25 protein-coding genes, 1 tRNA gene and 1 riboswitch are annotated in these 24048 nt (G+C 70.5%); of the genes, 20 read left to right on the top strand and 6 right to left on the bottom strand.

Translation table 11 applies throughout. The features are described from left to right. Positions 1-9 precede the first annotated feature (9 nt). The 4 genes from BGP17_RS16065 to lnt all read right to left on the bottom strand — a co-directional run bounded on the left by BGP17_RS16065 (position 10) and on the right by lnt (position 4838). Entirely contained in the window at positions 10-840 is an 831-nt protein-coding gene (locus BGP17_RS16065; RefSeq protein ID WP_286712667.1) for an EAL domain-containing protein, read from the bottom strand. A gap of 250 nt (positions 841-1090) precedes the next feature. After that, the gene (locus tag BGP17_RS16060) at positions 1091-1852 is read right to left on the bottom strand and encodes an EAL domain-containing protein (protein WP_286712666.1); all 762 of its coding nucleotides are present in this window, start codon (positions 1850-1852) and stop codon (positions 1091-1093) included. Between the two features lie 160 nt (positions 1853-2012). Beyond that, positions 2013-3227 (bottom strand): methionine adenosyltransferase, encoded by a 1215-nt coding sequence (gene metK / locus BGP17_RS16055; RefSeq protein WP_167299580.1) that lies wholly within the window; start codon positions 3225-3227, stop codon positions 2013-2015. A gap of 72 nt (positions 3228-3299) precedes the next feature. Continuing rightward, entirely contained in the window at positions 3300-4838 is a 1539-nt protein-coding gene (lnt, locus tag BGP17_RS16050; protein ID WP_286712787.1) for an apolipoprotein N-acyltransferase, read from the bottom strand. Between the two features lie 187 nt (positions 4839-5025). Here lnt and aguB point away from each other — a divergent pair, with 187 nt between their 5' ends. Next, on the top strand, positions 5026-5877 hold the full coding sequence (gene aguB, locus BGP17_RS16045; RefSeq protein WP_286712665.1) for an N-carbamoylputrescine amidase: 852 nt from the start codon (positions 5026-5028) through the stop codon (positions 5875-5877). Between the two features lie 66 nt (positions 5878-5943). Here the strand turns inward: aguB and BGP17_RS16040 are convergent, their stop codons facing one another. Both BGP17_RS16040 and BGP17_RS16035 read right to left on the bottom strand, forming a co-directional pair. Further along, on the bottom strand, positions 5944-6639 hold the full coding sequence (locus BGP17_RS16040; protein ID WP_455431359.1) for an aspartate/glutamate racemase family protein: 696 nt from the start codon (positions 6637-6639) through the stop codon (positions 5944-5946). After that, positions 6636-7241 carry a uracil-DNA glycosylase gene (locus tag BGP17_RS16035; protein ID WP_286712664.1) on the bottom strand — a complete coding sequence of 202 codons (606 nt, stop codon included), beginning with the start codon at positions 7239-7241 and terminating at the stop codon, positions 6636-6638. Before BGP17_RS16035 ends, BGP17_RS16040 begins: the two co-directional genes overlap by 4 nt. 23 nt (positions 7242-7264) lie before the next feature. Here BGP17_RS16035 and folK point away from each other — a divergent pair, with 23 nt between their 5' ends. The 19 genes from folK to cobU all read left to right on the top strand — a co-directional run bounded on the left by folK (position 7265) and on the right by cobU (position 24022). Further along, a complete protein-coding gene (folK, locus tag BGP17_RS16030) occupies positions 7265-7732 on the top strand; it encodes a 2-amino-4-hydroxy-6-hydroxymethyldihydropteridine diphosphokinase (RefSeq protein ID WP_167299584.1) in 468 nt (155 codons plus the stop codon). Beyond that, the gene (locus BGP17_RS16025; protein ID WP_167299585.1) at positions 7729-8133 is read left to right on the top strand and encodes a nuclear transport factor 2 family protein; all 405 of its coding nucleotides are present in this window, start codon (positions 7729-7731) and stop codon (positions 8131-8133) included. Before folK ends, BGP17_RS16025 begins: the two co-directional genes overlap by 4 nt. A 37-nt stretch (positions 8134-8170) precedes the next feature. After that, a tRNA-Lys gene (locus BGP17_RS16020) sits at positions 8171-8246 on the top strand. A 388-nt stretch (positions 8247-8634) separates the two neighbouring features. Beyond that, positions 8635-10575, top strand: coding sequence for a TonB-dependent receptor plug domain-containing protein (locus BGP17_RS16015; protein WP_286712663.1), 1941 nt, complete (start codon positions 8635-8637; stop codon positions 10573-10575). A 20-nt stretch (positions 10576-10595) separates the two neighbouring features. Next, a complete protein-coding gene (gene cobO / locus BGP17_RS16010) occupies positions 10596-11204 on the top strand; it encodes a cob(I)yrinic acid a,c-diamide adenosyltransferase (protein WP_286712662.1) in 609 nt (202 codons plus the stop codon). A gap of 190 nt (positions 11205-11394) precedes the next feature. Then, complete coding sequence (locus BGP17_RS16005; protein ID WP_286712661.1) at positions 11395-12216, top strand: ABC transporter substrate-binding protein; 822 nt, start codon at positions 11395-11397, stop codon at positions 12214-12216. Next, positions 12213-13205, top strand: a complete 993-nt coding sequence (locus BGP17_RS16000) for a FecCD family ABC transporter permease (protein ID WP_286712660.1) — start codon at positions 12213-12215, stop codon at positions 13203-13205. The genes BGP17_RS16005 and BGP17_RS16000 overlap by 4 nt, the downstream gene beginning before the upstream one ends. After that, on the top strand, positions 13199-13972 hold the full coding sequence (locus tag BGP17_RS15995; protein ID WP_286712659.1) for an ABC transporter ATP-binding protein: 774 nt from the start codon (positions 13199-13201) through the stop codon (positions 13970-13972). Before BGP17_RS16000 ends, BGP17_RS15995 begins: the two co-directional genes overlap by 7 nt. Beyond that, a complete protein-coding gene (locus BGP17_RS15990) occupies positions 13969-14664 on the top strand; it encodes a phytanoyl-CoA dioxygenase family protein (RefSeq protein ID WP_286712658.1) in 696 nt (231 codons plus the stop codon). The genes BGP17_RS15995 and BGP17_RS15990 overlap by 4 nt, the downstream gene beginning before the upstream one ends. Beyond that, a riboswitch (cobalamin riboswitch) is annotated at positions 14663-14846 on the top strand. Its footprint overlaps the gene before it by 2 nt. Positions 14847-14990: 144 nt before the next feature. Then, complete coding sequence (locus tag BGP17_RS15985) at positions 14991-16946, top strand: TonB-dependent receptor plug domain-containing protein (RefSeq protein WP_286712657.1); 1956 nt, start codon at positions 14991-14993, stop codon at positions 16944-16946. Between the two features lie 14 nt (positions 16947-16960). Next, entirely contained in the window at positions 16961-17497 is a 537-nt protein-coding gene (locus tag BGP17_RS15980) for a hypothetical protein (RefSeq protein WP_286712656.1), read from the top strand. After that, on the top strand, positions 17497-17904 hold the full coding sequence (locus BGP17_RS15975) for a DUF1636 domain-containing protein (RefSeq protein ID WP_286712655.1): 408 nt from the start codon (positions 17497-17499) through the stop codon (positions 17902-17904). The genes BGP17_RS15980 and BGP17_RS15975 overlap by 1 nt, the downstream gene beginning before the upstream one ends. Beyond that, positions 17901-18914, top strand: coding sequence for a nicotinate-nucleotide--dimethylbenzimidazole phosphoribosyltransferase (gene cobT, locus BGP17_RS15970; protein WP_286712654.1), 1014 nt, complete (start codon positions 17901-17903; stop codon positions 18912-18914). Before BGP17_RS15975 ends, cobT begins: the two co-directional genes overlap by 4 nt. Further along, on the top strand, positions 18911-19465 hold the full coding sequence (locus BGP17_RS15965) for a histidine phosphatase family protein (RefSeq protein WP_286712653.1): 555 nt from the start codon (positions 18911-18913) through the stop codon (positions 19463-19465). The genes cobT and BGP17_RS15965 overlap by 4 nt, the downstream gene beginning before the upstream one ends. Then, positions 19462-20181, top strand: coding sequence for an adenosylcobinamide-GDP ribazoletransferase (locus BGP17_RS15960; RefSeq protein WP_286712652.1), 720 nt, complete (start codon positions 19462-19464; stop codon positions 20179-20181). Before BGP17_RS15965 ends, BGP17_RS15960 begins: the two co-directional genes overlap by 4 nt. Continuing rightward, the gene (locus BGP17_RS15955) at positions 20178-21143 is read left to right on the top strand and encodes an aminotransferase class I/II-fold pyridoxal phosphate-dependent enzyme (protein WP_286712651.1); all 966 of its coding nucleotides are present in this window, start codon (positions 20178-20180) and stop codon (positions 21141-21143) included. Before BGP17_RS15960 ends, BGP17_RS15955 begins: the two co-directional genes overlap by 4 nt. Next, a complete protein-coding gene (gene cbiB, locus BGP17_RS15950) occupies positions 21136-22074 on the top strand; it encodes an adenosylcobinamide-phosphate synthase CbiB (protein ID WP_286712650.1) in 939 nt (312 codons plus the stop codon). Before BGP17_RS15955 ends, cbiB begins: the two co-directional genes overlap by 8 nt. Further along, positions 22062-23519 carry a cobyric acid synthase gene (locus BGP17_RS15945; protein ID WP_286712649.1) on the top strand — a complete coding sequence of 486 codons (1458 nt, stop codon included), beginning with the start codon at positions 22062-22064 and terminating at the stop codon, positions 23517-23519. Before cbiB ends, BGP17_RS15945 begins: the two co-directional genes overlap by 13 nt. Further along, complete coding sequence (cobU, locus tag BGP17_RS15940) at positions 23516-24022, top strand: bifunctional adenosylcobinamide kinase/adenosylcobinamide-phosphate guanylyltransferase (RefSeq protein WP_286712648.1); 507 nt, start codon at positions 23516-23518, stop codon at positions 24020-24022. Before BGP17_RS15945 ends, cobU begins: the two co-directional genes overlap by 4 nt. The last annotated feature ends 26 nt before the right edge of the window (positions 24023-24048 follow it).

Here is a 24048-nt window from a genome sequence, read left to right as displayed (position 1 = left end):
GGACAAGCGTTAGAGCGCCTGGGCGAACGCGGCAGGCGCCGCCGGACGCATCGCGGCCATGCGCTGGTGCGCGGCGAGGCGGCGATGCTGGGGCACCGTCGCGCGCGGCTCGCGGCGGGCGAGGCGCGCGCGCGGCAGCGGGCGGCTGCGGGCCGGCGCGATCCAGTCGCCCTGCATGTGGCGGATGCCCATCGTGCACAGCAGGACCAGGTCCTCGCGGCGCGCGACGCCATTGGCGATCAGCGTCACGTCCATGTTGCGGGCAAGGCGCAGCACGCCCTCGACGATCACTCGGCGCGAGCTGCTGTCGGCGATGTTGCGGACGAGGCCGGCATCGAGCTTGACGAAGCGCGGCGTGAAGCGGCCGAGCAGGCGGACGGCAAGCGGGCCGACGGCGAAATTGTCGAACGCGATGGCAATGCCGCGGTCCAGACATGCCTGGGCCAGTGCCGCGATACCGGCCAGGTCGCCGCGCTCGTCGGCGTCGATTTCGAGGACCATGCGGTCGAGCGGCACGCGATGCGCGATCGCGGCGCGGAAGAGATGGGCGAGCAGCGCCTCGGGCGCGCCGCAGGCGGCGGCGACGGGAACCGCGAGCAGCGCCTCGCCGTCGAGCAGCCCGGCATCGGCCGCGCCGGCGATCGCGCCGCGGATCCGCGCCACTTCGAGCCGGAGACGGGCTTCGGGGGCAAGCGCCGCGGCGACCCGGCCGAAGCCGCAACCATCGACGGTGGCGATCGCGGCCCAGGCGAAGGGCTGGCCCGAAGTCGCGGCGATCATCGGCTGGAAGGCAATGGCGAGACCGGACTGAAGCGCGGCTGGAGCAGGTTCGGTATGCATGATGCTTCCTTTCTGCCCTTCGTTAAAAATGGTTAACGCCGCCCGCTCCATTCCGTGCGTCGCCGAAGGGGGATTCTCCCCATGGGGATTCTACCGGGGAAGGCGATGGCGGATTCCGCTTGCCTCACGCGAATCCGCGAGTCGTGCCACGGGGAAAGAATCGGCGTCGAAACGACCCCGGGGCAAATTACCACCGAAATGGTTTCTTTTCTGGAGACCGATGCGGGAACTGCGCGCGGCGAAGCGCGAATCAGGCCGCGTTGCGCAGCGCCGGCTGCGGCAGGCTGCCCGTGGCGGGTGCGCCGACATGGGCGCCCTGGACGAGCGGCACGCCGAAGCTGCGGATGCGCTCATAGACCGGCTCGCTGTCCACGCCAGCCGCGACGATGCGCAGACCCAGGCTCTGCATGCGGCGGATGAGGTCCTCGATGGCGATGCGGCGCGACCAGCTGGACGCGATGGTGCTGACCAGCTCGGGCTCGATCGTCACCGCATGGGGCGCGAACTTGCCGCAATAGGCGAGCCCCGATTCGTTGGGGCCGACGCCGTGAAAGGCGACGACCGGGCCCAGCTTGTTGAAGACATGCATGATGTCGGCGAGTTCGGAGCTGGTGATCGCCTGATAGTGGTGGAGCGTGAACACCAGCCGCTCCGCGACGATGCCATATTGGCGGGCGGTGAGCAGCGCCGGCTGGATATGCTCCGCCGGATCGCCGATCGCCGGGGCGCTCAGCGGAATGGCAAGCCGCCCGCCCGAGCTGGCGAAGCCCGCCGTCGCGGCCCAGCGCACCGCGGCAACCGCGCAGCGGCGGTCGACGTCGCGGCGCTGCTCGGCCGAGAGCTGGTCGAAATCGCCCGTGGCGGGCGCGCCGTCGCGGAGCGCCTGTGCCTCATAGGCATGGATGCGCCCGCCAGCGATCTCGGCGATGGGCTGGAAGGCGATCGCGAGCCCGGTGCCGGCGCCAGGGGATGCTCCGCTCTCCGGAACCATCATCGAATTCTCCGACTCCACCGACTCGCTCCTTTCCATTCCTTCCTGATGAAGAATTACGGTTGCCCAGTGCTTTATAGGATGGCCCGTACGAATACGTATCGAAGCGGCGCAACGAAAAGCCCCGCGCCGGCAGATGCGGCGCGGGGCTGTGATGTTCGGCAGGCCGAGGCCGGCGGGATCAGGCGGCGAGCGCGGCCTTCAGATCCTCGACCAGGTCGGTCTTCTCCCAGGGGAAGAAATCGCCCTCGGGCTTGCGGCCGAAATGGCCATAAGCCGCCGTCTTCGAATAGATCGGCTTGTTGAGCTGGAGGTGCGTGCGGATGCCGCGCGGCGTGAGGCCGCCCAGCTTCTCGATGCCCGCGATCGCCGCCTCGATCTTGTCGTCCGAGACCGTGCCGGTGCCGTGCGTGTCGACATAGAGCGACAGCGGCTTGGACACGCCGATCGCATAGGCCAGCTGGATCGTCACGCGCTTGGCCAGGCCGGCGGCGACGATGTTCTTGGCGAGATAGCGGGTGATATACGCCGCCGAGCGATCGACCTTGGTCGGGTCCTTGCCCGAAAAGGCACCGCCGCCGTGCGGCGAAGCGCCGCCATAGGTGTCGACGATGATCTTGCGGCCGGTGAGGCCGGCATCGCCGTCCGGACCGCCGATCTCGAACGAGCCGGTCGGGTTGATGTGATACTCGGTCTCGCCCGAGAGCAGCTCGGCCGGGAGCAGGTCGGCGACGACCTTCCTCACATAGGCCTTGAGCTCGGCTTCCTTGTCGCCCTCGTCATAGCCCTTGCCGTGCTGGGTCGAGACGACGATCGCGGTGGCCGCGACCGGCTTGCCGTTCTCGAAGCGCAGCGTGACCTGGCTCTTGGCGTCCGGCTCGAGGAACGGCGCCGCGCCCGAATGGCGATCGGCGGCCATGCGCTCGAGGATCTTGTGGCTGTAGTCGAGCGTCGCCGGCATCAGGTCCGGCGTCTCGTCGCAGGCGAAGCCGAACATGATGCCCTGGTCGCCGGCGCCCTCGTCCTTGTTGCCCGAGGCGTCGACGCCCTGCGCGATGTGCGCCGATTGCGGGTGCAGGTTGTTCTCGAAGCGGAGCGTCTCCCAGTGGAAGCCCTCCTGCTCGTAGCCGATGCGCTTCACGGTGTCGCGGACGGCCTTCTCGACCTCTTCCTGCACGCCCGGCGCCCAATTGCCCTCGGTGTCCATGATGCCCTTGCCGCGGATCTCGCCGGCAAGGACGACCAGCTGGGTGGTGGTCAGCGTCTCGCAGGCGATGCGGGCCTCGGGGTCCTTCGACAGGAACAGATCGACGATGGCGTCGGAAATCTGGTCCGCGACCTTGTCGGGATGGCCTTCGGAAACCGATTCGGACGTGAAGAGATAGTTGGAACGCATGGAAATTCCTCTTGTGGGGAGGAAAGCCGGGCCGTTGCCATGCCCATATAAAGCTTTCCTTATATCACGCCCCTAGCGGGCGAAGCGCCGAAACGCAATCGCGAACACCACCAGGGCCAGCGCGACGAGCAGCGCCAGCCAATTGCCGAGCCGCGCGAAGAAGGTGGGCGGCAGGGGCGCGGGGAGCGGCACTTCCACCGCGCCCTCCTGCCCCGCCGGCACCGTGCCGAGCAGGCGGCCACGGGCGTCGATCACGGCGGAAACGCCGGTGGGCGTGGCGCGCAGGATCGGCAGCCCCTCCTCGATCGCCCGCAACCGCGCCTGGGCGAGATGCTGCACCGGCCCCCAGCTGCCGAACCAGGCGTCGTTCGACGGGTTGAACAGGAAATCCGGGCGATTGCGCTGGTCGATGATCTGGCCGGAGAAGATGATCTCGTAGCAGACCGCGACGCCGGCCCTGCCGAAGCCGTCGACGGCGAGCGTGCGCGGACCGGGGCCGGGGATGAAGTCGATCTCGCCCATCACCAGCCGGGCGAGGCCGAGCGGCGCGAGCAGCGTGCGCATCGGCAGATACTCGCCATAGGGCACGAGATGCGCCTTGTCGTAGCGCCCGCCGAGCATGCCGGCGGGATCCACCGTCCACACCGAATTGCCCGCGCCGGTCAGCCGGTCTCCGTCGAAGAACAGCGCATTGCCGCCGACCATCGCACGGTCCCGGGGGCCGAGCAGCCCGCCGATCCGCCCGCGCACCCAGCGCGGATCGCCTTGCTGGTAGAAGCGCTGCGGATAGCCGTCCTCGACATAGTAGTTGACCATGCCCTCGGGCCACACGACCAGCCGTGGCACGCCGCCGGGCTGGCCGCTCCATTCGGCCAGCTTGGCGAGGACGCGCGGGGCATAGTCCGGCCGGTCGACGCCTTCCTGCCCGATATTGGGCTGGACGACGCGGACATGCGGGCGCGTGAGGTCCTCCGCCGGGCGGCCGGGATTGAGCGCGAACCCGCCGGCGAGCAGCAGCGCGGCGGTGGCCAGCGGCACGCGATACTGGTGCTGGCTGGCGAGATAGAGCGCGCCCGCGACGATCAGGGTTAGCCCCGACAGCGCATAGGTGCCGGTGAAGGCGGCAAGCTGCGCGATCGGCGTCGGCACCCAGATCGCCGCCACCGGATTCCACGGATAGCCGGTGAACAGCGTGCCGCGCAGATATTCGGTGACGATCCAGGCCGAGGCGGCGGCAAGGACGAAGGCGAGGTCCGGCTCGTTCCAGCGCGCCTTCACCATGCGGGCGAAGCGCCAGGCGAGGCCCATCGCCACCGCCGGATAGACCGCGAGATAGAGCGCCAGCAGCAGCACGGCGAAATAGCCGAGCACGGGCGGCATCTTGTCCTGGAAATCGAAGGCGTGCTGGATCCAGTTGTTGCCCAGGGTGAAATGACCGGCGCCGAACACCCAGCCGCGCAGCAGCGCCGCCCTGGCGCTCGGCGCGTGCCAGGTCAGGTGCAGCAGCACCGCGAGGCAGATCAGCGTGACGGGCCACCAGTCGAGCGGGGCGAATCCGGTGGCGGAGAGAAAGCCGGCAAGCAGCGCGACGAGCAGGGGGCGGGACAGCATCGTCTGGATGCTTAACCGATCCATCCCCTTTCCGTCATCCCCGCCTGCGCGGGGGTGAGGGAAAGGAGCACTGTCTCGAGGAGATGGGCGCCAAGCGCATCCAGGGTAACGAAGCAGCTCGACGACCGGCCGCGAAAATCGTGATCCCAGGTAGCGAAAATCACGCATTCCCCCTATGTGCCGCGCCATGACCGAGATCACCGTCGCCGCCCTGCAGCTCGCCTTTTCCAACGACATCGACGCGAACATCGCGAAGGTCTCCGCCCATGTGCGCGAGGCGGCCGCCCGGGGCGCGCAAGTGGTGCTGCCGCCCGAGCTGTTCGAAGGCGAGTATTTCTGCCGGGTGGAAGACGAAGGCCTGTTCGCCAATGCGAAGCCGACCGCCGAGCACAAGGCGGTGCTGGCGATGCAGGCGCTCGCCGCCGAGCTGAAGATCCACATCCCGACCAGCTTCTTCGAGGCGGACGGGCCGCATCATTACAACAGCCTCGCGATGATCGGCCCCGACGGCCGGATCGCCGGCGTCTATCGCAAGAGCCACATTCCCGACGGCCCCGGCTATGAGGAGAAGTTCTACTTCCGCCCCGGCAACACCGGGTTCAAGGTGTGGAACGGCCCGGACAAGGCCACGCTCGGCGTGGGCGTGTGCTGGGACCAATGGTATCCGGAGACCGCCCGCGCGATGATGCTGATGGGCGCGGACATCCTGTTCTATCCCACCGCGATCGGCAGCGAGCCGCATGACGAGAGCCTCGACACCGCGCGGCTGTGGCGCCGGGCGATGGTGGGGCATGCGGTGTCGAACGTCGTCCCCGTCGTCGCCGCCAACCGCGTCGGCACCGAGCATGGCCAGACCTTTTACGGCACCAGCTTCATCACCAACGAGCGTGGCGACATCCTGGCCGAGCTGGACCGCGAGGAGGAAGGCGTGATCGTCGCGACGCTCGACCTTGCGCTGGCCAAGCGCCACCGCGCCGCCTTCGGCTTCTTCCGCGATCGCCGGCCGGATCTCTATGGGCGGCTCGCGCAGGACATCTGACCCCGCCTGGCGGCCCGTCACCGGACGCGCTGCGCGATCGCTGATTTCCCGCCCCAGGCCTCGGCCCTAGCCCAGCGCAAACTCCAGCGCGGCGAGCGCATGCAGGCGCGTCGTGTCGAACAACGGCACTTCGCTGTCCCCTGGGCCGACGAGCAGCCCGATCTCGGTGCAGCCGAGGATCACGCCCTGCGCCCCGGCCGCCGCCAGCTCGGCGATCACCCCGCGATAGAGGGCGCGCGATTCCTCGCGGATCACGCCACCGACCAGCTCGTCATAGATGATGCGGTGCACGGCGGCACGCGCCTCCGCGCCGGGCAGGAGCACTTCCAGCCCGAAGCGCCGCTCCAGCCGTTCGCGGTAGAATGGCTGCTCCATGGTGAAGGCCGTGCCGAGCAGGCCGATCCGCGCGATCCCCGCCGCGCGGATCGCCGCCCCGGTGGGATCGGCGATGTGGAGCATCGGAATGCCGATCGCGGCCGCGATCCGGTCGGCCACCAGGTGCATGGTGTTGGTGCACAATAGCAGGCAATCGGCGCCCGCCGCCTCGACCGCCCGGGCCTCGGCCGCGAGCTGCTCGGCGAGCGCATCCCAGGCGCCGGCGTGCTGGAGCCGCTCGATCTCCCCGAAATCGACCGACAGCATCACGCTGCGCGCCGAATGCGGATGCCCCAGCCGCGCGCGCGCCTCGCGATTGAGCAGCGCATAATATTGGGCCGAGCTCTCCCAGCTCATGCCCCCGAGCAGGCCGATCGTCTTCATCATCGGAATGCTCCCGGCCCCGCCAAGGCAATGGCCCGTTCCACCACCGCCTCGAGCATCGCGGGCGTCAGCCGCCCGGTATTCTGGTTGTAGCGCGAGCAGTGATAGCTATCGACCAGCCACTGGCCGCGATGCAGGCGGTGCTCGGCGCCATGGGCGAAGCGCACCTTGGGCAGCTTGCCGCCCATCGCCTTGACCGCCGACTGATGCGCGATCTGGCCGAGCGCGAGCACCACCGGCGCCCGGAGCTTCGCCGCCAGGAAGGGCCGGCAGGCATGGATTTCCGCAGGGTCGGGCTTGTTCTCGGGCGGCAGGCAGCGGACTGCGTTGAGGATCACCACGCCCCTGGGTTCGCCCTTCTCGGCCAGCCCGAACTTCTCCAGCGTCGCGAACAGCAGCGCGCCCGAATCGTCGCCGGTAAAGGCGCGGCCGGTGCGGTTCGCGCCATGCTTGCCGGGTGCCAGGCCGACGATCGCGATCGGCGCATTGGGATCGCCCAGCGCGGGCACCGGCGCATTCCACCAGTCGGGATGTTCGGCGCGCAATTGTTCGCGCAGCGTGACGAGGCGCGGGCAGAGCGGGCAATCGCGGCTTGGCTGGAGCATCCCCGCGCGATAGGCCGCCCGGCATGGCGAGGACAAGCTATGCCATCGCGATCGGATCGAACCGGCGGGGTCGCCATGGCAGCCCCGCGCGGGAAGTCGCGGCGGCGATCGACGCGCTGGGCGGCGTCACCGCCGTCTCCCCGATCCTGCACACGCCGCCGCTCGGCCCCTCGAAGCGCCGCTTCGCCAACGCCGTCGCGCTGATCGAGAGCGACGAGCCGCCCCCCGCCCTGCTCCGCCGGCTGAAGGCGCTCGAGCGCGGCTTCGGCCGGCGGCGGGGGCGGAACTGGGGGGCGCGGGTGATCGATCTCGACATCATATTGTGGTCGGGCGGCAGCTGGGGCGAGCCGGCGCTCACCGTGCCCCATCGCCTGTTCCGCGGCCGCGAATTCGTGCTGGCGCCGCTCGCCCGGGTCGCGGCGGACTGGCGCGATCCGGTGACCGGGCTTAGCGTGCGCCAGCTCGCGGCACGGTTACGGAGGAAGCGATGATCTGGGCGTTGCTGGCGCTGGCCGATCCCGATCCGGGCCTGGTCGCCTTTGCCGATGCGTTCGACCGGGCGCAGCTGCGCCAGGATCGCGCGGCGATGGAGGCGATGATCGCGGACGACCTGGTCTATATCGACGGCTCGGGCAGGCGACAGGGCAAGCAGGCGTTCATCGATGGCTGGATGACGCCGGGCGACCGCTATGATCCGCTCGTGCTGACCGACCGGGTGATCGTGTCGCTCGGGCCGGATGCCGGCGTGGCCAATGCCGAGACGGTGCTGGGCGGCATCTCGGGCGGGCGGCGCTTCTCCAGCCATTTCCGCTTCGCCGACACGTTCCGCAGGACGAACGGCCGCTGGCAGGTCGCGCATGTTCAAGTGACGCGGATCGAAGCGCGACGTTGACCCGCCCGGCCGGCCCGCCTAGGGGCGACGCTGGTGTGGGTCCGTAGCTCAGTCGGTAGAGCAAGCGACTTTTAATCGAGAGGTCCCGGGTTCGAATCCCGGCGGACCCACCACCGAATGATCGCGCCGGTGCCCCGGAAGGGGCTTAAACGGGAATGCGGTGCGGACGGGCCTTCCGTCCAATTCCGCGGCTGTCCCTGCAACTGTAAGCGGCGAGCGCGATGCACTTGCTCCCCGATTCGAGGGAGCGGCCACTGGATCGCCGATCCGGGAAGGCCGTGCATCGTGCCTTGACCCGCGAGCCAGGAGACCTGCCGGCGCAACGGTCGCTCTTGCCCTGGTCCAGGGGATGGCCAAGGCACGGTATCTCTCCGTCTGAGCGACGACCAAGCGGCCGGGGCCGCTTCGGTGCCGTGCGACGGGCAAGTGCCCGCCCGTCGCCCGCATCGGCCGTTCGCGGCGGGCCCCGCCCTCGTTGCACGGGCGCAGGGGGGACTACCCATGTTGAAGACCAGTTTCGTCTCGCTGATCGCGATCGCCGCCGCTCTGCCGGCCCATGCGCAGGACGCCGACCAGGCCACCGACCCACAGGACGCGATCATCGTCACTGCCTCGCGCTCGGGCGACGGCGTCGCGCTCAAGGACCTGCCCGCCTCGGCCACGGTGATCGACGCGGAAGCGCTCGACCAGCGCCAGACGCGCATCGTCTCCGACGTGCTGCGCGACGTGCCTGGCGTCGCGGTCAGCCGCATCGGCGCGATCGGCGGCCAGACTCAGCTGCGCATCCGCGGCAGCGAGGCCAATCACGTCCTCGTCCTGATCGACGGGATCGAGGCGGCCGACCCCTATTATGGCGAATATGACCTCGGCACGCTGATCGCCGATCCGGCGGCGCGGATCGAAGTGCTGCGCGGCCAGCAATCGTCGCTCTACGGATCGGATGCGATCGGCGGCGTGGTCAACTACATCACGCTCTCGGGCCGCGAGGCGCCGGGCTATGGCGCACGGGCCGAAGGCGGCTCGTTCGGCACCTTCAGCGGCGCCGCCCGCGCGGCCGGCGCTTCGGACACGCTGGACTATGCGGTCTCGGGCAGCTGGTATCACACCAAGGGCTATCCGACGGCGCGGGGCGGCACGCGCGATATCGGCTCGGACAGCGTCGGCGCCAGCGCCAAGCTGGGCTGGACCCCCGCTGCCAACCTGAAGGTCACCGGCGTGCTGCGCTACAGCCATACCGATGCCGAGACCAACAACAGCGAGAGCAATCCGGCGAGCCCGCGCTTCGGCTATACGGTCGACAGCCCGGGCGTGCGCTTCACCAACGAAGCGTTCTACGGTCTGCTCAGCGCCGAACTGACCGCGCTCGACGGCCGCTGGACCAACACGCTTTCCGGCCAGTTCGCCGACACCACCCGCACCGGCTACAAGCCGAGCGGGATCGACTATGGCGACAAGGGCCAGCGCTACAAGGGCTCTTTCGTGTCGAGCTTCCGCTTCGGCACCGACGCGATCACCCACCGGCTGACCGCCGCGGTCGACTGGGAGCGCGAGCAGTTCCGCAACACCACGCCGGGCACGGGCTCGCCCTATGACGCCTTTCGCGGCCGCCGCAGCACCGACAATCTCGGCCTGGTCGGCCAATATGAGCTGACCGCCGGCGATTTCACCGGCGGCGCCTCGGTGCGGCACGACGACAACAACCGCTTCGCCGACGCGACCACCTGGCGCGTCCAGGCCGGCTATCGCCTGCCGACCGACACGCGCGTCCACGCCGCCTATGGCACCGGCGTGAAGAATCCGGGCTATTACGAGCTCTTCGGCTTCTCCAGCGGCACCTATATCGGCAATCCGAACCTCAAGCCGGAACGATCCGCGGGCTGGGAAGCCGGGATCGAGCAGAGCTTCTGGGACGGCAAGGCGACGATCGGCGCGACCTATTTCGATTCGAAGCTGACCGACGAGATCTACATCACCTATCCCGCGCCGAACTACACGGCGACGCCCGGCAACCGCACCACCGATTCCAAGCAGCACGGCGTCGAAGTGACCGCCAGCCTGCGCCCGATCCGCCAGCTCCGGATCGACGCGGCCTATACCCATCTGAAGGCGACCGAGGACGGCGTCACCGAAGTTCGCCGCCCGGGCGACATGGCCAGCGTCAACGCCACGCTGTTCAGCAAGGACGAGCGTTTCTCGACCACGCTGACCATACGCTACAACGGCCGGATGGACGACCTGGCCTATATCGACCCAAGCTATGTGCCGGTGCGCGTCTCGCTCAAGCCCTTCACGCTGGTGAACCTCAACGCGCAGTACAAGCTGAGCGACCGCTTCTCGGTATTCGGGCGCGTCGAGAACCTGTTCGACGTGAAATATGAGGAAGTGTTCAGCTTCGCGACGCCGGGCGCCGCCGCCTATGGCGGCGTGCGCGTCGCCTTCTGAAGCGCAAGGGGGAAGCGGCCGTGAAGCAGCGCACCGACGAAGAACACAATGCCAGGATGAGGAAGGTCCAGGCGGCCCAGGCGAAGAAGCTCGCCACCAAGACGGTGGAGAAGGGCCTGGTCATCGTCCATACCGGGCCGGGCAAGGGCAAGACCTCCGCCGCGCTCGGCATGGCGGTGCGCGCGATCGGGCACGGCATGAAGGTGGGCATGGTCCAGTTCGTGAAGGGCGCCATGGCCACCGGCGAGAAGGCGGTGTTCGACCGCTTCCCCGACCTGATCGCGTTCAAGCCGATGGGCGAAGGCTTCACCTGGGACACCCAGGACCGCGCGCGCGACATCGCCGTGGCGCGCGAAGCCTGGGAGGAAGTGAAGCGGATGATCGCCGATCCGGACTATGCGATGGTGATCGCCGACGAGCTCAACATCGTGCTGCGCTACGATTATCTGCCGACGGACGAAGTGCTCGCGGCGCTGGCCGCCAAGCCGGCGATGAAGCACGTGATCATCACCGGCCGCAACGCGCCCCAGGCGCTGATCGACGCGGCCGACCTCGTCACCGAAATGGCCCAGGTGAAGCACCCCTTTCGCGAGCAGAACGTCAGGGCGCAGGCGGGAATCGAGTTCTGATGATCGATCCCCGCGCTCACCTACATGTTCCCCGGCAAAGGCCGGGCCCCAGTTGCCACGGCGTTCGAGAGGCTCTCTCGGTTCACCAACTGCGCCGAAGCCGGGCCCCGGCCTTCGCCGGGGAACGGGAAGGCTCTTTCTGATGGCTTCCCGCATCAGAATCGCAGCGCTCGGCCTACCACTGCTTGCTTTGGGTGGCGCAATCTCGTGGGCGAGCACCGACGCGCCCACACCGCCATCGGCGGGCAAGCCGAAGCGGATCGTCTCGATCAACCTGTGCGCCGACCAGCTCGTCCTCGCGCTCGCCGATCGCGAGCAGATCGCCGGGGTAACCCGCAACGCCACCGATGCCGAGATGTCGGGCGAGTCGGCGAAGGCGCGCGGGCTGCCGGTGCTGAAGAATTCGGCCGAGCAGATCCTCGCGATCGATCCCGACCTGATCATCGGCATGCCGGCCAGCCGCAGCGCGCCGATGCGCGCACTGAAGGGCCATTCCTACAACCTGCTCGACCTCGAGACCGCCAACACGGTCGACGAGATCTACGTCTCGATCCGCCAGACCGCCGCGGCGGTCGGCCATCCCGAGCGCGGCGACGCGCTGGTCGCGCGCATGCAGGCGCAGCTCGCCGGGATCGGCAGGTCGGGCGGCGGCAAGGTCGCGGCCTATTATCAGCGGCGCGGCTTCATGACCGGCACCGGCACGCTGATCGACGATCTGATGCGCCGCATGGGGCTGGTGAACCTGGCGGCAAAGCTCGGCAAGCCGCCGCTCTCGCAGCTGAGCATCGAGGAGATGGTGGCGGCCCGGCCCGACTATCTGATCGTCGAGAGCGCCACCGACAAGGTTGCCGACCAGGGCACCGAGATGCTCCACCACCCGGCGCTGGCCGGCATTCCCCGGATCAGCATTCCCCAGGCCTGGACCGTATGCGGCAGCCCCGCCTATGTCGACGCTGCGCGGGGGATGGCGCGGCAGCTGGCCCGTTTTCAGGATCGGACCCACGCCCGATGACGATTTCCCGCCCCTTGCTGATCGCCGGGCTGATCGCCCTCACGCTGGCCGCCGCGATCGGATCGATCCTGTTCGGGCCGGTCCATCTCTCGCTCGCGCGGATGATTGCCGCCTTCACCGGCCATGGCGACAGGATCGCCACTACCATCCTGCTCGAGCTGCGCCTGCCGCGCATGCTGCTGGGCCTGGGCGTGGGCGCGATGCTCGGCCTGGCCGGCGCCGCGCTGCAGGGCTATCTGCGCAACCCGCTCGCCGAGCCTTCGGTGCTGGGCACGTCCAACGCCGCGTCGCTCGGCGCGGTCGCCGCGCTCTATTTCGGGCTGGCCGCGCTGCACCCGGTGGTGCTGCCGGTGCTGGCGGTGCTGGGCGCGCTGCTCTCGCTGGCCGGCCTGTCGGCGCTGGCCGGCCGCTCGGAGAGCCCGCTCACCCTGATCCTCGCCGGCATCGCGATCGCCACCCTGGCCACGGCCGGCGTCAGCCTGGCGCTCAATCTTTCGCCCAATCCCTTCGCGGCGATGGAGATCATGACCTGGCTGCTCGGCAGCCTGGAGAACCGCTCGTTCGAGCATGTCTGGATCGCCTATCCCTGCATCGCCATCGGCGGGCTGCTGCTGCTCTGGGACGGCCGCGCGCTCGATGCGCTGACCTTGGGCGAGGACGGCGCGCAGGCGCTCGGCGTCGATCTGCGGCGCACGCGCATCCGGCTGCTGCTCGGCACCGCGATCGGCGTGGGCGGCGCGGTGGCCGTGTCGGGCGCGATCGGGTTCATCGGGCTGATCGTGCCGCACCTGGTCCGCCCGCTCACCGATCGCAGCCCCTCGGCGATCCTCATCCCCTCGGCGATCGGCGGCGCGGCGCTGCTCACCTTCGCCGATGTCGCGGTGCGGCTGATCGACACCCGGAACGAACTGAAGCTCGGCGTCGTCACGGCCTTTCTCGGCGTGCCGGTCTTCCTGATCCACCTGATGCGGGAGCGCCGGCTATGGTGAGCATAAGCCTCGAACAGGTCGGCGTATCGCTCGGCCGCCGCACTGTGGTGCGGAACGCCAGCGCCACCTTCCGGGCCGGCGCCCTTGCCGGCATCGTCGGCCCCAACGGCGCCGGCAAGTCGACGCTTGCCCGCGCGATGCTGGCGCTGGTGCCCCATATCGGGCGCATCCTGGTCGACGATGCGGAAGTCGCGACGATGCCGCGCGCCGAACTCGCCCGCCGCGTCGCCTATCTGCCGCAGGGCCAGACCCTGCACTGGCCGCTCACCGTCGAGCGGCTGGTCGAGCTCGGCCGGCTGCCGCATCTCGCCCCGATGTCGCGGATCGGCGATGCCGACGGTGCCGCGATCGAACGGGCGATCGAACGCGCCGATATCGCCGCTCTGCGCGACCGTGTCGCCACCGAGCTTTCGGGCGGCGAGCGCGCCCGCGTCCTGCTCGCCCGCGCGCTGGCGGTGGAGGCCCCCGCGCTGATCGCCGACGAGCCGCTCGCCAGCCTCGACCCCGGCCACCAGATCGACGTGATGGAACTGCTCCATGGCGAGGCCCGCGCCGGCGCGCTGGTGATCGCGGTGCTGCACGACCTCACCATGGCCGCGCGCTATTGCGACCGGCTGGTACTGATCGACCGGGGCACTATCGTCGCCGACGGAACGCCCGCCGAAGTGCTGACCCCGGCCAATCTCAAGTCGGTCTACGGCATCGACGCGCGCGTCGAGCTGGCCGGCGACTGGCCGACGGTCACGGCCCTGGGCCGCAGCCGGTGAGCGACGACGCGGCCTTCTACCGCGACCAGGGCCATGTCGCGCTGCCGCTGTTCGATCCCGCCCTGGTGGAGGCCGCCCAGGCCGACATCGCCGAGCATATCGACCGGCTCTCGCATGCCATGTACCTGCCCTTCGACAGGAGCTGCCCCGACGCGCCGCTCGCGGAGCGGCTCGACCGCATCTACGCGCACGACCGCAGCCAGGCGAACCTGCTGCGCGTGGCGATCTGCACCGATGCGCATCGCGGGCCCCGCCTCCAGGCAATCGCCAACGATCCGCGCCTGCGTGCCGAAGCCGAGCGGATCGGCGAGCGCGCGCTGGCCGGCCAGGTCGTCCGCGTCCGCGCCAGCATCGCGAGCTTTCCCGAGCATCGCCACGCCTGGCACAGCGACGTCGCCCGCGACGACGGCGTCGCCTGCGGCCAGGTCTGGACCACTGCCTGGATTCCGCTCTGCGATGCCGGCCCCGGCAATGGCGGGCTGGAGATCATCCCCGGCCGCCAGCCCGCCCCGCTCGCCAGCCAGACCGACAACGGCCTCAGGATCACCGAGGAAGCGATCGCCGGCCTGCCGCGCCTCCAGCCCGAATGCCCGGCCGGCACCGTGCTGTTCCTCGATCGCTTCACGCCGCACCGCACCCTGCCCGCCGACAGGGCGCGCTTCGCGCTTGTCGTCTGGATGAAGGCCGCCTAAGGCCACCCGCGCGACAGGTTCCCCGGAGACGGGGATGAAAAGGGAACGGGACAATCCCGGCTGCCCCTGCAACTGTAAGCGGCGAGCCATCGGCCTCATGCCATTGGGTGTTGCACCCGAGAAGGCGGCCGGACCGGCAACGACCCGCGAGCCAGGAGACCTGCCCGTCGCGGTCGTCTTTCGTGCGGACAGGGTGTGCCGGGCGGACGGGGGTGAACCCGAGCGACGACAAGGTTGGCCGCGTGCGTGCGCGGACGATGTCGTTCGCCCCTGGCGGCAGCGGCGTCGGCCTTGCACGGATGCGGCGTCGTCATGGGTTGCACGCAATGAAGTCCGTTCTCCGTTTCTCCGCCTCGCTCCTCGCCCTGGCCGCCGCGCCCGCGGCCTTCGCCCAGCAGGCCCCCGCGCCCGATGCGGCGGCGGCCGAGGACAGCGACCAGATCACCGTCACCGCCACCCGCGCGCCGGTGAACATCGACCAGGTCCCCGCCTCGATCACCGTGCTAGACAAGGCGGCGATCGACCGCAGCCAGGATATCGGCGCGACCGAGCTGCTGCTCCGCACGCCCGGCATCAGCGTCTCGCGCAACGGCGGCTATGGCACCTCCACGTCGCTGCGCATCCGCGGCGCCGAGGCCGATCAGACCGTGGTGGTGATCGACGGGGTGAAGCTCAACGATCCGGCGGCCACCGGCGGCGGCTACAACTTCGCCAACCTGCTGGTCGGCGACGCGTCGCGCATCGAAGTGCTGCGCGGGCCGCAATCGATCCTGTGGGGCAGCCAGGCGATCGGCGGCGTGGTCAACATCGTCACCGCCGCGCCGGAGAAGCCGCTGGAAGGCAGCTTCGACATCGAGGCCGGATCGCGCGAGACGGTGAGCGCCCGCGCCGCGATCGGCGGCCGCACCGGGCCGCTCAGCTGGCGCGTCGGCGGCCAGAGCTTCACCACCGCCGGCATCTCGGCGATCGCCCCGGCGTTCGGCGGCAAGGAAACCGACGGCTATACCAACCGCAGCGCCACCGGCCGCGCCGAGCTGGCGCTGGCGAGCAACCTCAGCGTCGAGGTGCGCGGCTATTATTCGAACGGCCGCACCGAGATCGACGCGACCACCGGCGACAGCAGCGACTATTCGCTGAACGAGGAGTTCGTCGGCTATGCTGGCGTGAACCTCGCCCTGCTCGGCGGCCGGCTGCGCAACCGCTTCGCCTATGCCTATACCGACACCGATCGCGACAGCTACGGCCCCACCCGCGCCCGCCCGCTGAGCTTCGAATCCAACGGCCGCAACCAGCGGCTGGAATATCAGGGCAGCTTCGCCTTCACCAAGCGCGTCTCGGCGGTATTCGGGCTGGAGAACGAGAATTCGAAGTTCCGCAGCCGCTCGCCCGCGGCTTCGCTCGCCACGCCGCTCCCGGCCTTCGCGCGCGGCAATGCCGAGATCACCAGCGCCTATGCCCAGCTGAGCGTCGAGCCGATCGACGGCCTCACCCTCAATGGCGGCATCCGCTACGACGATCACAACCGCTTCGGCGGCCAGACCCTGTTCGCGGCAGGCGGCGTGTGGCGCCTGTCGACCGGCACGATCCTGCGCGCCAGCTATGGCGAAGGCTTCAAGGCGCCGACGCTCTACCAGCAGTTCAGCGAATATGGGAACACGGCACTCGATCCCGAGCGGGCCAAGGGCTGGGAGGCCGGTGTCGAGCAGCAGCTGTTCGGCCGCAAGCTGACCTTCGGCGCGACCTATTTCGAGCGCACCACCACCAGCCAGATCATCTTCAACAGCTGCACCGCGACTTCGACCGTGCCGCTCTGCTTCGTGCCGGGCACCACCACGCGCCGCTCGGGCTATTATTCGAACGTCTCGCGCGCCGAGGCGCACGGCATCGAGGCCGCGGGAGCCCTCAAGCTGGGCGGCCTCACGCTCGACGGCAATTATAGCTGGATCGTCGCCGAGGACCGCTCGCCGGGCACCGCGAATTTCGGCAAGTGGCTGCCGCGCCGTCCGCAGAACAGCGCCAACGGCTCGATCAGCTACGCCTTCCCCTTCGGCCTCACCACTGGCGCCGCGATCCGCTGGTCGGGCCACAGCTTCGACAATGCGGCCAACACGACGCGGCTCGACGGCTACACCCTGGTCGACCTGCGCGCCGAGCTGAAGGCCGGCGACAATCTCAGCGTGTTCGCCCGCGCCGAGAACCTGTTCGACGAGACCTACATGACCGCCTATCGCTACGGCACGCTGGGCCGCAGCATCTATGCCGGCATTCGCGGGCGCTTCTGATGGGAGAAGACAATATGACGCAGGCACGCGCCTCCACCTTGTGGATCATGCTGCTCACCCTGGCGAGCATGGCGACCAGCTTCGCCCTTGCCTGCACGGCTCCGGTCGCGGCGCTCGCCGCGCTGGCGGCGGTGCACATGCGCCGGCGCGACGGGATCGCGCTGGCGCTCGCCGCCTGGGGCGCCAATCAGGCGGTGGGCTTCCTCTTCCTCCATTATCCGCACGACCCGAAGACGCTCCTGTGGGGCGTCGGGCTGGGTACCGCGGCGGCGGGGTCGGCGATCGGTGCCTATGCGGCGCTCGCCCGGCTGCGGGTGCGGTCGACCGCCGCCGGGCTCGCCATCGCCTATGTCGCGGCGTTCGTGGCGGGGAAGCTGGTGACCCTGTGCTGGGCGGCGGTGCTCGGCGGCGTCGCGATCACGCTCCATCCCGGCTATTCGCTCGACCAGTTCCTGCGCAACGGCGCGATCCTGATCGGGCTCTACGCCTTCTACCACCTCCTGCGCGCGCTCGGCATGCCCGCACCGCGGCAGAAGCTCGCCGCCGCCTGATGCTGAAGCGCGTCGCGGACGGCCCGGCGGTCGTCGCCTGCAACACCTGTCGCCACTCCGCCGATGCCCGCGAGGATGGCGACGGCGTGCGCGGCGGCGCCCGGCTGGTCGCGGCGCTGCGCAAGGTGCAGGCGAGCGACGCGCGCTATGCCGGTGTCGCGGTCCAGGAGATGCCCTGCCTGTTCGCCTGCACCGATTTCTGCACCGTCCATCTGCGCGCGCCCGGCAAGATGGGCTATGTCCTCGGCCGGTTCGCGCCGGACGAGGACAGCGCGCGCGCCATTCTCGACTATGCCGTGCACCATGCGGCGAGCGAACATGGCCGGGTGCCCTTCCAGCAATGGCCGGAAGGCGTCAAAGGGCATTTCGTCACGCGCACCCCACCACCTGGATACGTCGCCGAATGACCTTTGCCTCGCCCGCCGATTTCCGCGCCGCGCTTGCCGATCTCCGCGGCCCCGATCAGGGCGCCATCGCCGCCGCCCGTGCCCGCCAGGCCGAACTGACCAAGCCGGTCGGCTCGCTCGGCCGGCTCGAGGACATCGCGCTCTTCCTCGCCGGCTGGCAGGGCACCGCCCGGCCGCGGATCGCCCGCGCCCGTGCCGCGATCTTCGCCGGCAATCACGGCGTGACCGTGCACGGCGTCAGCGCCTTCCCGGCGAGCGTGACCGCGCAGATGGTCGCCAATTTCGAGGCCGGCGGCGCGGCGATCAACGCGCTGTCGGGCGCGGCGGGGCTGGAGCTGGTGGTGACCGCGCTCGATCTCGACAAGCCCACGGCCGACTTCACGATTGGCCCCGCGATGACCGAGGCCGAATGCCTCGCCGCGCTGAATGCCGGCGCCGCGGCGGTGGCCGGGGATCTCGACCTGCTCACCATCGGCGAGATGGGCATCGGCAACTCGACCGCCGCCGCCGCGCTCTGCCTGCGCAGCTTCGGCGGCACGGCGGCGGACTGGATCGGCCCCGGCACCGGCGTGGATGCGGAGGGGATCGCGCGCAAGACGGCGGTGGTCGAGCGCGCCCTCGCCTGCCACCTCGATGCACCCGCCGACGCGTTCGAGACGCTGCGCCGCGTGGGCGGGCGCGAGATCGCCGCGATTGCCGGCGCCGTGCTGCGAGCGCGCCGGCTCGGCATCCCGGTGGTGCTCGACGGGTTCATCGGCAGCGCGGCGGTCGCGCCGCTCGCCGCCGACAATGCGGCGATCGCCGCGCATTGCATCGCCGGCCATGTCTCGGCCGAGCCCGGCCATGCCCGTCTGCTCGCCCGGCTCGGGCTGGAGCCGCTGCTGGCACTCGGCATGCGGCTGGGCGAGGGCAGCGGCGCGGCGGTGGCAGTCGGCGTGATCCGCGCCGCGCTGGCCGCGCACGACCAGATGGCGACCTTCGCCGAAGCGCAGGTATCCGGATCGCTGTGACCAGCTTCGCGCTCCATCTGCTGCGCCACGGCGCACCCGTCCTGCCCGGGCGGCTGATGGGGCATACCGATGGCGAACCGACGGCCGAGGGCATCGCGGCGTGCGCGGCACAGGCGGCGGATCTGGGCGCGGCGCATCTCGTGAGCTCGGACCTGCTCCGTGCCCGCGCGGCGGCCGAAGCGATCGGAACGCCGATCCTGGACCCGCGCTGGCGCGAGCTGGACTTCGGCGCATGGGACGGGCTGGCGCCGGACCGGGTCGATCCCGACGCGCTCGCCGGCTTCTGGGCGGACCCCGATGCCAATCCGCCGCCCGGCGGCGAGCGCTGGTCGGAACTGGTCGCCCGCGTCTCCGCGGCGCTGGGCGCGCTGGCGCCCGCACCCACGGTCGTCGTCACCCATGGCGGGGCCATCCGCGCCGCGCTGCATCTGCTGTGCGGCTTCGAACAGCACCAGCTCTGGGCGCTCGACCTGCCCTATGGCGTGCTGGTCTCGTTGCGCGTGTGGCCGGGCGCGCGGCCGACCGCCCAGATCATGGGCCTCTATCCGTGAAGGGGCTGATCGTCGCGATCCAGTTCCTCACCAGACTGCCGACGCCGCGGATCGCGGTGAGCGGCGCGGAATTCGCCGCCTCGATGCGCTGGTTCCCGGCAGTGGGGCTGATCGTGGGAGCGATCGTCGCGGCCGGATGCCGGGCCGGCGCGGAGGTCGATCCGTGGACGGCCGCGCTTGCGGGACTGGTGCTCTGGGTGGCAGTCACCGGCGCGCTGCATCTCGACGGGCTCGGTGACATCGCCGATGCCTGCGGGGCCGCGCACAAGGATCGCGACCGCGTCCTGGCGGTGCTCGCCGACCCCCATCTCGGCAGCTTCGGCGCGGTGGCGATCGGGCTGCAACTGCTCGCCAAGCTGCTGCTGCTGCACGCGCTGGTCGCAAGCAGCGCCTATGCCGCCATTGCCCTGATCCCGTTCGCGGCGCGCATCGGGCCCCTGTTCTGGACGCGCTGGCTGCCCGATCTGCACGCCGGCCTCGCCGCGCGGTTTCGCGACGCGGTGCGCCCGATGGACCTGGCGATCTGGACGCTGGCGCTGCTCGCCGCCGCCTGGTTCTCGCCCAGCCTGCTCGCCACCCCGCTGCTGCTGTTCGGCTGGGCCGCATGGCTGTGGCGCAAGCTCGGCGGCATCTCGGGCGACGGCCATGGCGGCGGGATCGAAGCGACCGAGACCGGCCTGCTCCTCGCGGCGCTGCTCGTGGCACGGTTCGCATGAGCGGCTGGACCTGGCATGGCGGCGGGATCGAAGCCGCGCGGCGGCACTTCGGCGGGAGCGGCTGGCTCGACCTGTCGACGGGCATCAACCCCCATCCCTGGCCCGGCGCCGATGCAGTGGCGATCGACTGGCGGCGCCTGCCCGAACGCCAGGAACTCGCCGAACTCGAAACCGCGGCCGCCGCATATTTCGGCCTGGACCCCCGCCATGTCTGCGCCGTGCCGGGCACCGAGATCGGGCTGCGACTGGCCGGCAGGTTGCTCGGGGGGGCGGCACAGTTCGCCGCCCCCAGCTATCGCACCCATGGCGAGATGATCGCGAACGCCGCGCCGACCGATCTCGACGACGCGGATGACGGCACGCTGATCCTCGCCAATCCGAACAATCCCGACGGGCGCGTTCTTGCCCCGGCGCTGCTGGGCGCGCTGCTCGGCCGGCGCACCGACGACGCATGGCTGCTGCTCGACGAGGCCTTTGCCGATGTCGATCCGGCGCTGAGCCTGGCCGGCCGGATCGGCGACGCACACCGCCTGGTGATCTTCCGCTCCTTCGGCAAGTTCTTCGGCCTGGCCGGCGTGCGGCTGGGCTTCGTGCTCGGGCCTGCCCCGCTCCTCGATGCGCTCCGGGCGGCGCTCGGCGCCTGGCCGGTCTCCGCCGCCGCCATCGCCATCGGCACCGCCGCCTATCGCGACCGCGCCTGGATCGACGGGATGCGCGGGCAGCTCCCCGCCCAGGCCGCCGCGCTCGACACGGTGCTGCGCGAGGCGGGCCACCGCCCGGCCGGCGCCTGTCCGCTCTTTCGCCTGATCGAGGTGGCGGACGGCATGGCGCTGTTCGAGCGGCTGGCACGCCGCGCGATCCTCACCCGTCCCTTTGCCGATCGGCCGCACTGGCTGCGCATCGGCCTGCCACCCGACGAAGCCGGCCGCGCACGGCTCGCGGCGGCGTTGGCCGATGGCTGAGCCGATCGCCCTTGCCGCGCTCATGCTCGACGCCGCGCTGGGCTGGCCGGACGCGCTCTATCGCCGGATCGGCCATCCCGTCGGCCTGTTCGCGCAGATCATCGGCGCGTGCGAAGCGCGGTGGAACCGGCCCGAGCGCAGCTTCGGCACCCGGCGCGCGCTGGGCATCCTCGCCTTGCTGCTGCTGATCGCGCTCGTCGGCGGCGCCGGCTGGATCGCCCAGCAGCTGCTCCTGCGGCATCTCGGCCCCTGGGGCTGGCCCGCGGTCGCGGCGCTCGCCTGGCCCGCGCTCGCCCAGCACAGCCTGTTCGATCATGTCCGCCCCGTCGCCCGGGCGCTGGCCCAGGGCGACCTGTCCGCCGCGCGCACGGCAGTGGGCAGGATCGTGGGCCGCGACACCGCGATGCTCGACGAAGCCGGGGTGTCGCGCGCCGCGATCGAGAGCCTGGCCGAAAGCTTCTGCGACGGCGTGGTCGCGCCCGCCTTCTGGCTGCTGCTGCTCGGCCTGCCCGGAGTGTGGACCTACAAGGCGATCAACACCGCGGACTCGATGATCGGCCATCGCGAGCCGCGCTGGCGGGCGTTCGGCTGGGCCGCGGCGCGCGCCGACGACCTGCTCAACCTGGTTCCCGCGCGGCTTTCCGGCCTGCTGCTCTGCCTTGCCGGCCCTGGCGGCTGGCGGATCCTGTGGCGCGACGCCGGCAACCATGCCTCCCCCAATGCCGGCTGGCCCGAAGCGGCGATGGCCGGTGGACTGGGGCTGCGCCTTGCCGGCCCGATCGCCTATGACGGCGTGATGCACGACAAGCCCTGGATCGGCGACGGCCGCGATGACGCGGACAGCGGGGACATCCGCCGCGCGCTGCGCATCTATGTCCGTGCCTGCCTGCTGCTCTGGCTCGTCGCGGGAGGCATGGCATGGGCGCTCTGATGCTGCAGGGCACCGGCTCGGACGTGGGCAAATCGGTGCTGGTCGCCGGGCTCTGCCGCGCCTTCGCCAATCGCGGACTCGCCGTGCGCCCGTTCAAGCCGCAGAACATGTCGAACAACGCCGCGGTGACGGCGGACGGCGGCGAGATCGGCCGCGCCCAGGCATTGCAGGCGATCGCCTGCCGCGTGGAACCGCATAGCGACATGAACCCGGTGCTGCTCAAGCCCCAGGCCGATCGCACCTCGCAGCTGATCGTGCAGGGCCGGGTGCGCGGCACGCTCGGCTCCGGCAATTTCCGCGAAGCGCGCGGCAGCCTGATCGCCGAAGTGCTGGCGAGCTACCGCCGGCTCCGGGCGGAATGCGACCTGGTGGTGGTCGAGGGCGCCGGCTCCCCGGCCGAGATCAACCTGCGCGCCGGCGACATCGCGAACATGGGTTTCGCCCGCGCCGCCGGGGTGCCGGTAGTGCTGGTCGGCGACATCGACCGGGGCGGCGTGATCGCGGCGATCGTCGGCACCCGCGCGGTGATCGAGCCCGAGGACGCGGCGATGATCCGCGGCTTCCTGATCAACAAGTTCCGCGGCGATCCGGCACTGTTCGAGGACGGCTATCGCGCGATCGAGGAACGGTCCGGCTGGCCGGGCTTCGGCGTGGTGCCCTGGCTGGCCGCCGCCGTTCGCCTGCCCAGCGAGGATGCAGTGGTGCTGGATCGCGGCGCGCCGCGCGGCGGAGGGCGCAGGCTGGTCGCGTGCCCGATCCTGCCGCGCATCGCCAATTTCGACGATCTCGATCCCCTGAAGCTGGAGCCGGGCGTGGAACTGGCGATGGTGCCGCCCGGCACGCCGATTCCGGGGGATGCGGCGCTGATCGTGCTGCCCGGTTCCAAGGCGACGATCGCCGATCTCGCCTTCCTGCGCGCCCAGGGCTGGGACATCGACATCCACGCCCATCATCGCCGCGGCGGCGCCGTGCTCGGGCTGTGCGGCGGCTACCAGATGCTCGGGCGCAGCGTTGCCGATCCGCTGGGGATCGAGGGGCCGCCGGGGCAGGTCGAAGGGCTCGGCCTGCTCGATGTCGCGACCAGCCTCGCGCCCGGCAAGATGCTGCGCCAGGTGGCGGGCGTCGCACTCGGCGCACCCGTCCATGGGTATGAGATGCACATGGGCGAGACGACCGGCCCGGACACGGCGCGCCCCTTTGCGCTGCTCGACGGGATCGGCCCCGAAGGCGCGATCAGCCGCGACGGTTCGGTGATGGGCAGCTATCTCCACGGGCTGCTGGCCGCGCCCGAAGCGCGCGGCACGCTGCTCGCCCGGATCGGCGTGGCCGGGTCGGGCCGCGACCATGCGGCGGACGTCGATGCCGCGCTCGACCAGATCGCCGCCGAACTCGAATGCCATGTCGATGTCGATGGCTTGCTGCAACTGGCCCGGGGGACTTCATGACCAGGCTGTTCGTCCTCGGCGGCGCCCGCTCGGGCAAGAGCCGCTATGCCCAGCAGCGCGCCGAGGCGCTGCCCGGCCGCCACGTCTTCGTCGCCACCGCCGAAGCCTGGGACGCGGAAATGGTGGAGCGCATCGCCCGGCACCGCGCCGATCGCGACGCGCGCTGGGAGACGGTGGATGCACCGCGCGACCTGTCCGCCGCGCTCGATGCCGCGAGCGGCACCGGGGCGGTGGTGCTGGTCGACTGCCTCACGCTCTGGGTCAGCAACCTGCTGCTCGCCGATGCCGATATCGAGCAGGCGACGGCCGGGCTCCGCGCGGCCATTGCGCGCTTCGACGGCCGGCTGATCCTCGTCGCCAACGAAACCGGCCTCGGCATCGTGCCGGACAATGCGCTGGCACGCCGCTTCCGCGATGCGGCGGGGCGAGTCAACCAGGCGGTCGCGGCGGTGGCCGAGGAAGTGACGTTCATCGTCGCCGGCCTGCCGATGCGGGTCAAATAGCCCGTTCGGAGCGTTGGAGCCCCCGG

Source organism: Sphingomonas sp. 67-41, from assembly GCF_001899725.1.
Lineage (GTDB): Bacteria > Pseudomonadota > Alphaproteobacteria > Sphingomonadales > Sphingomonadaceae > Sphingomonas > Sphingomonas leidyi.
This window is presented reverse-complemented; position numbering and strand designations above follow the sequence as displayed.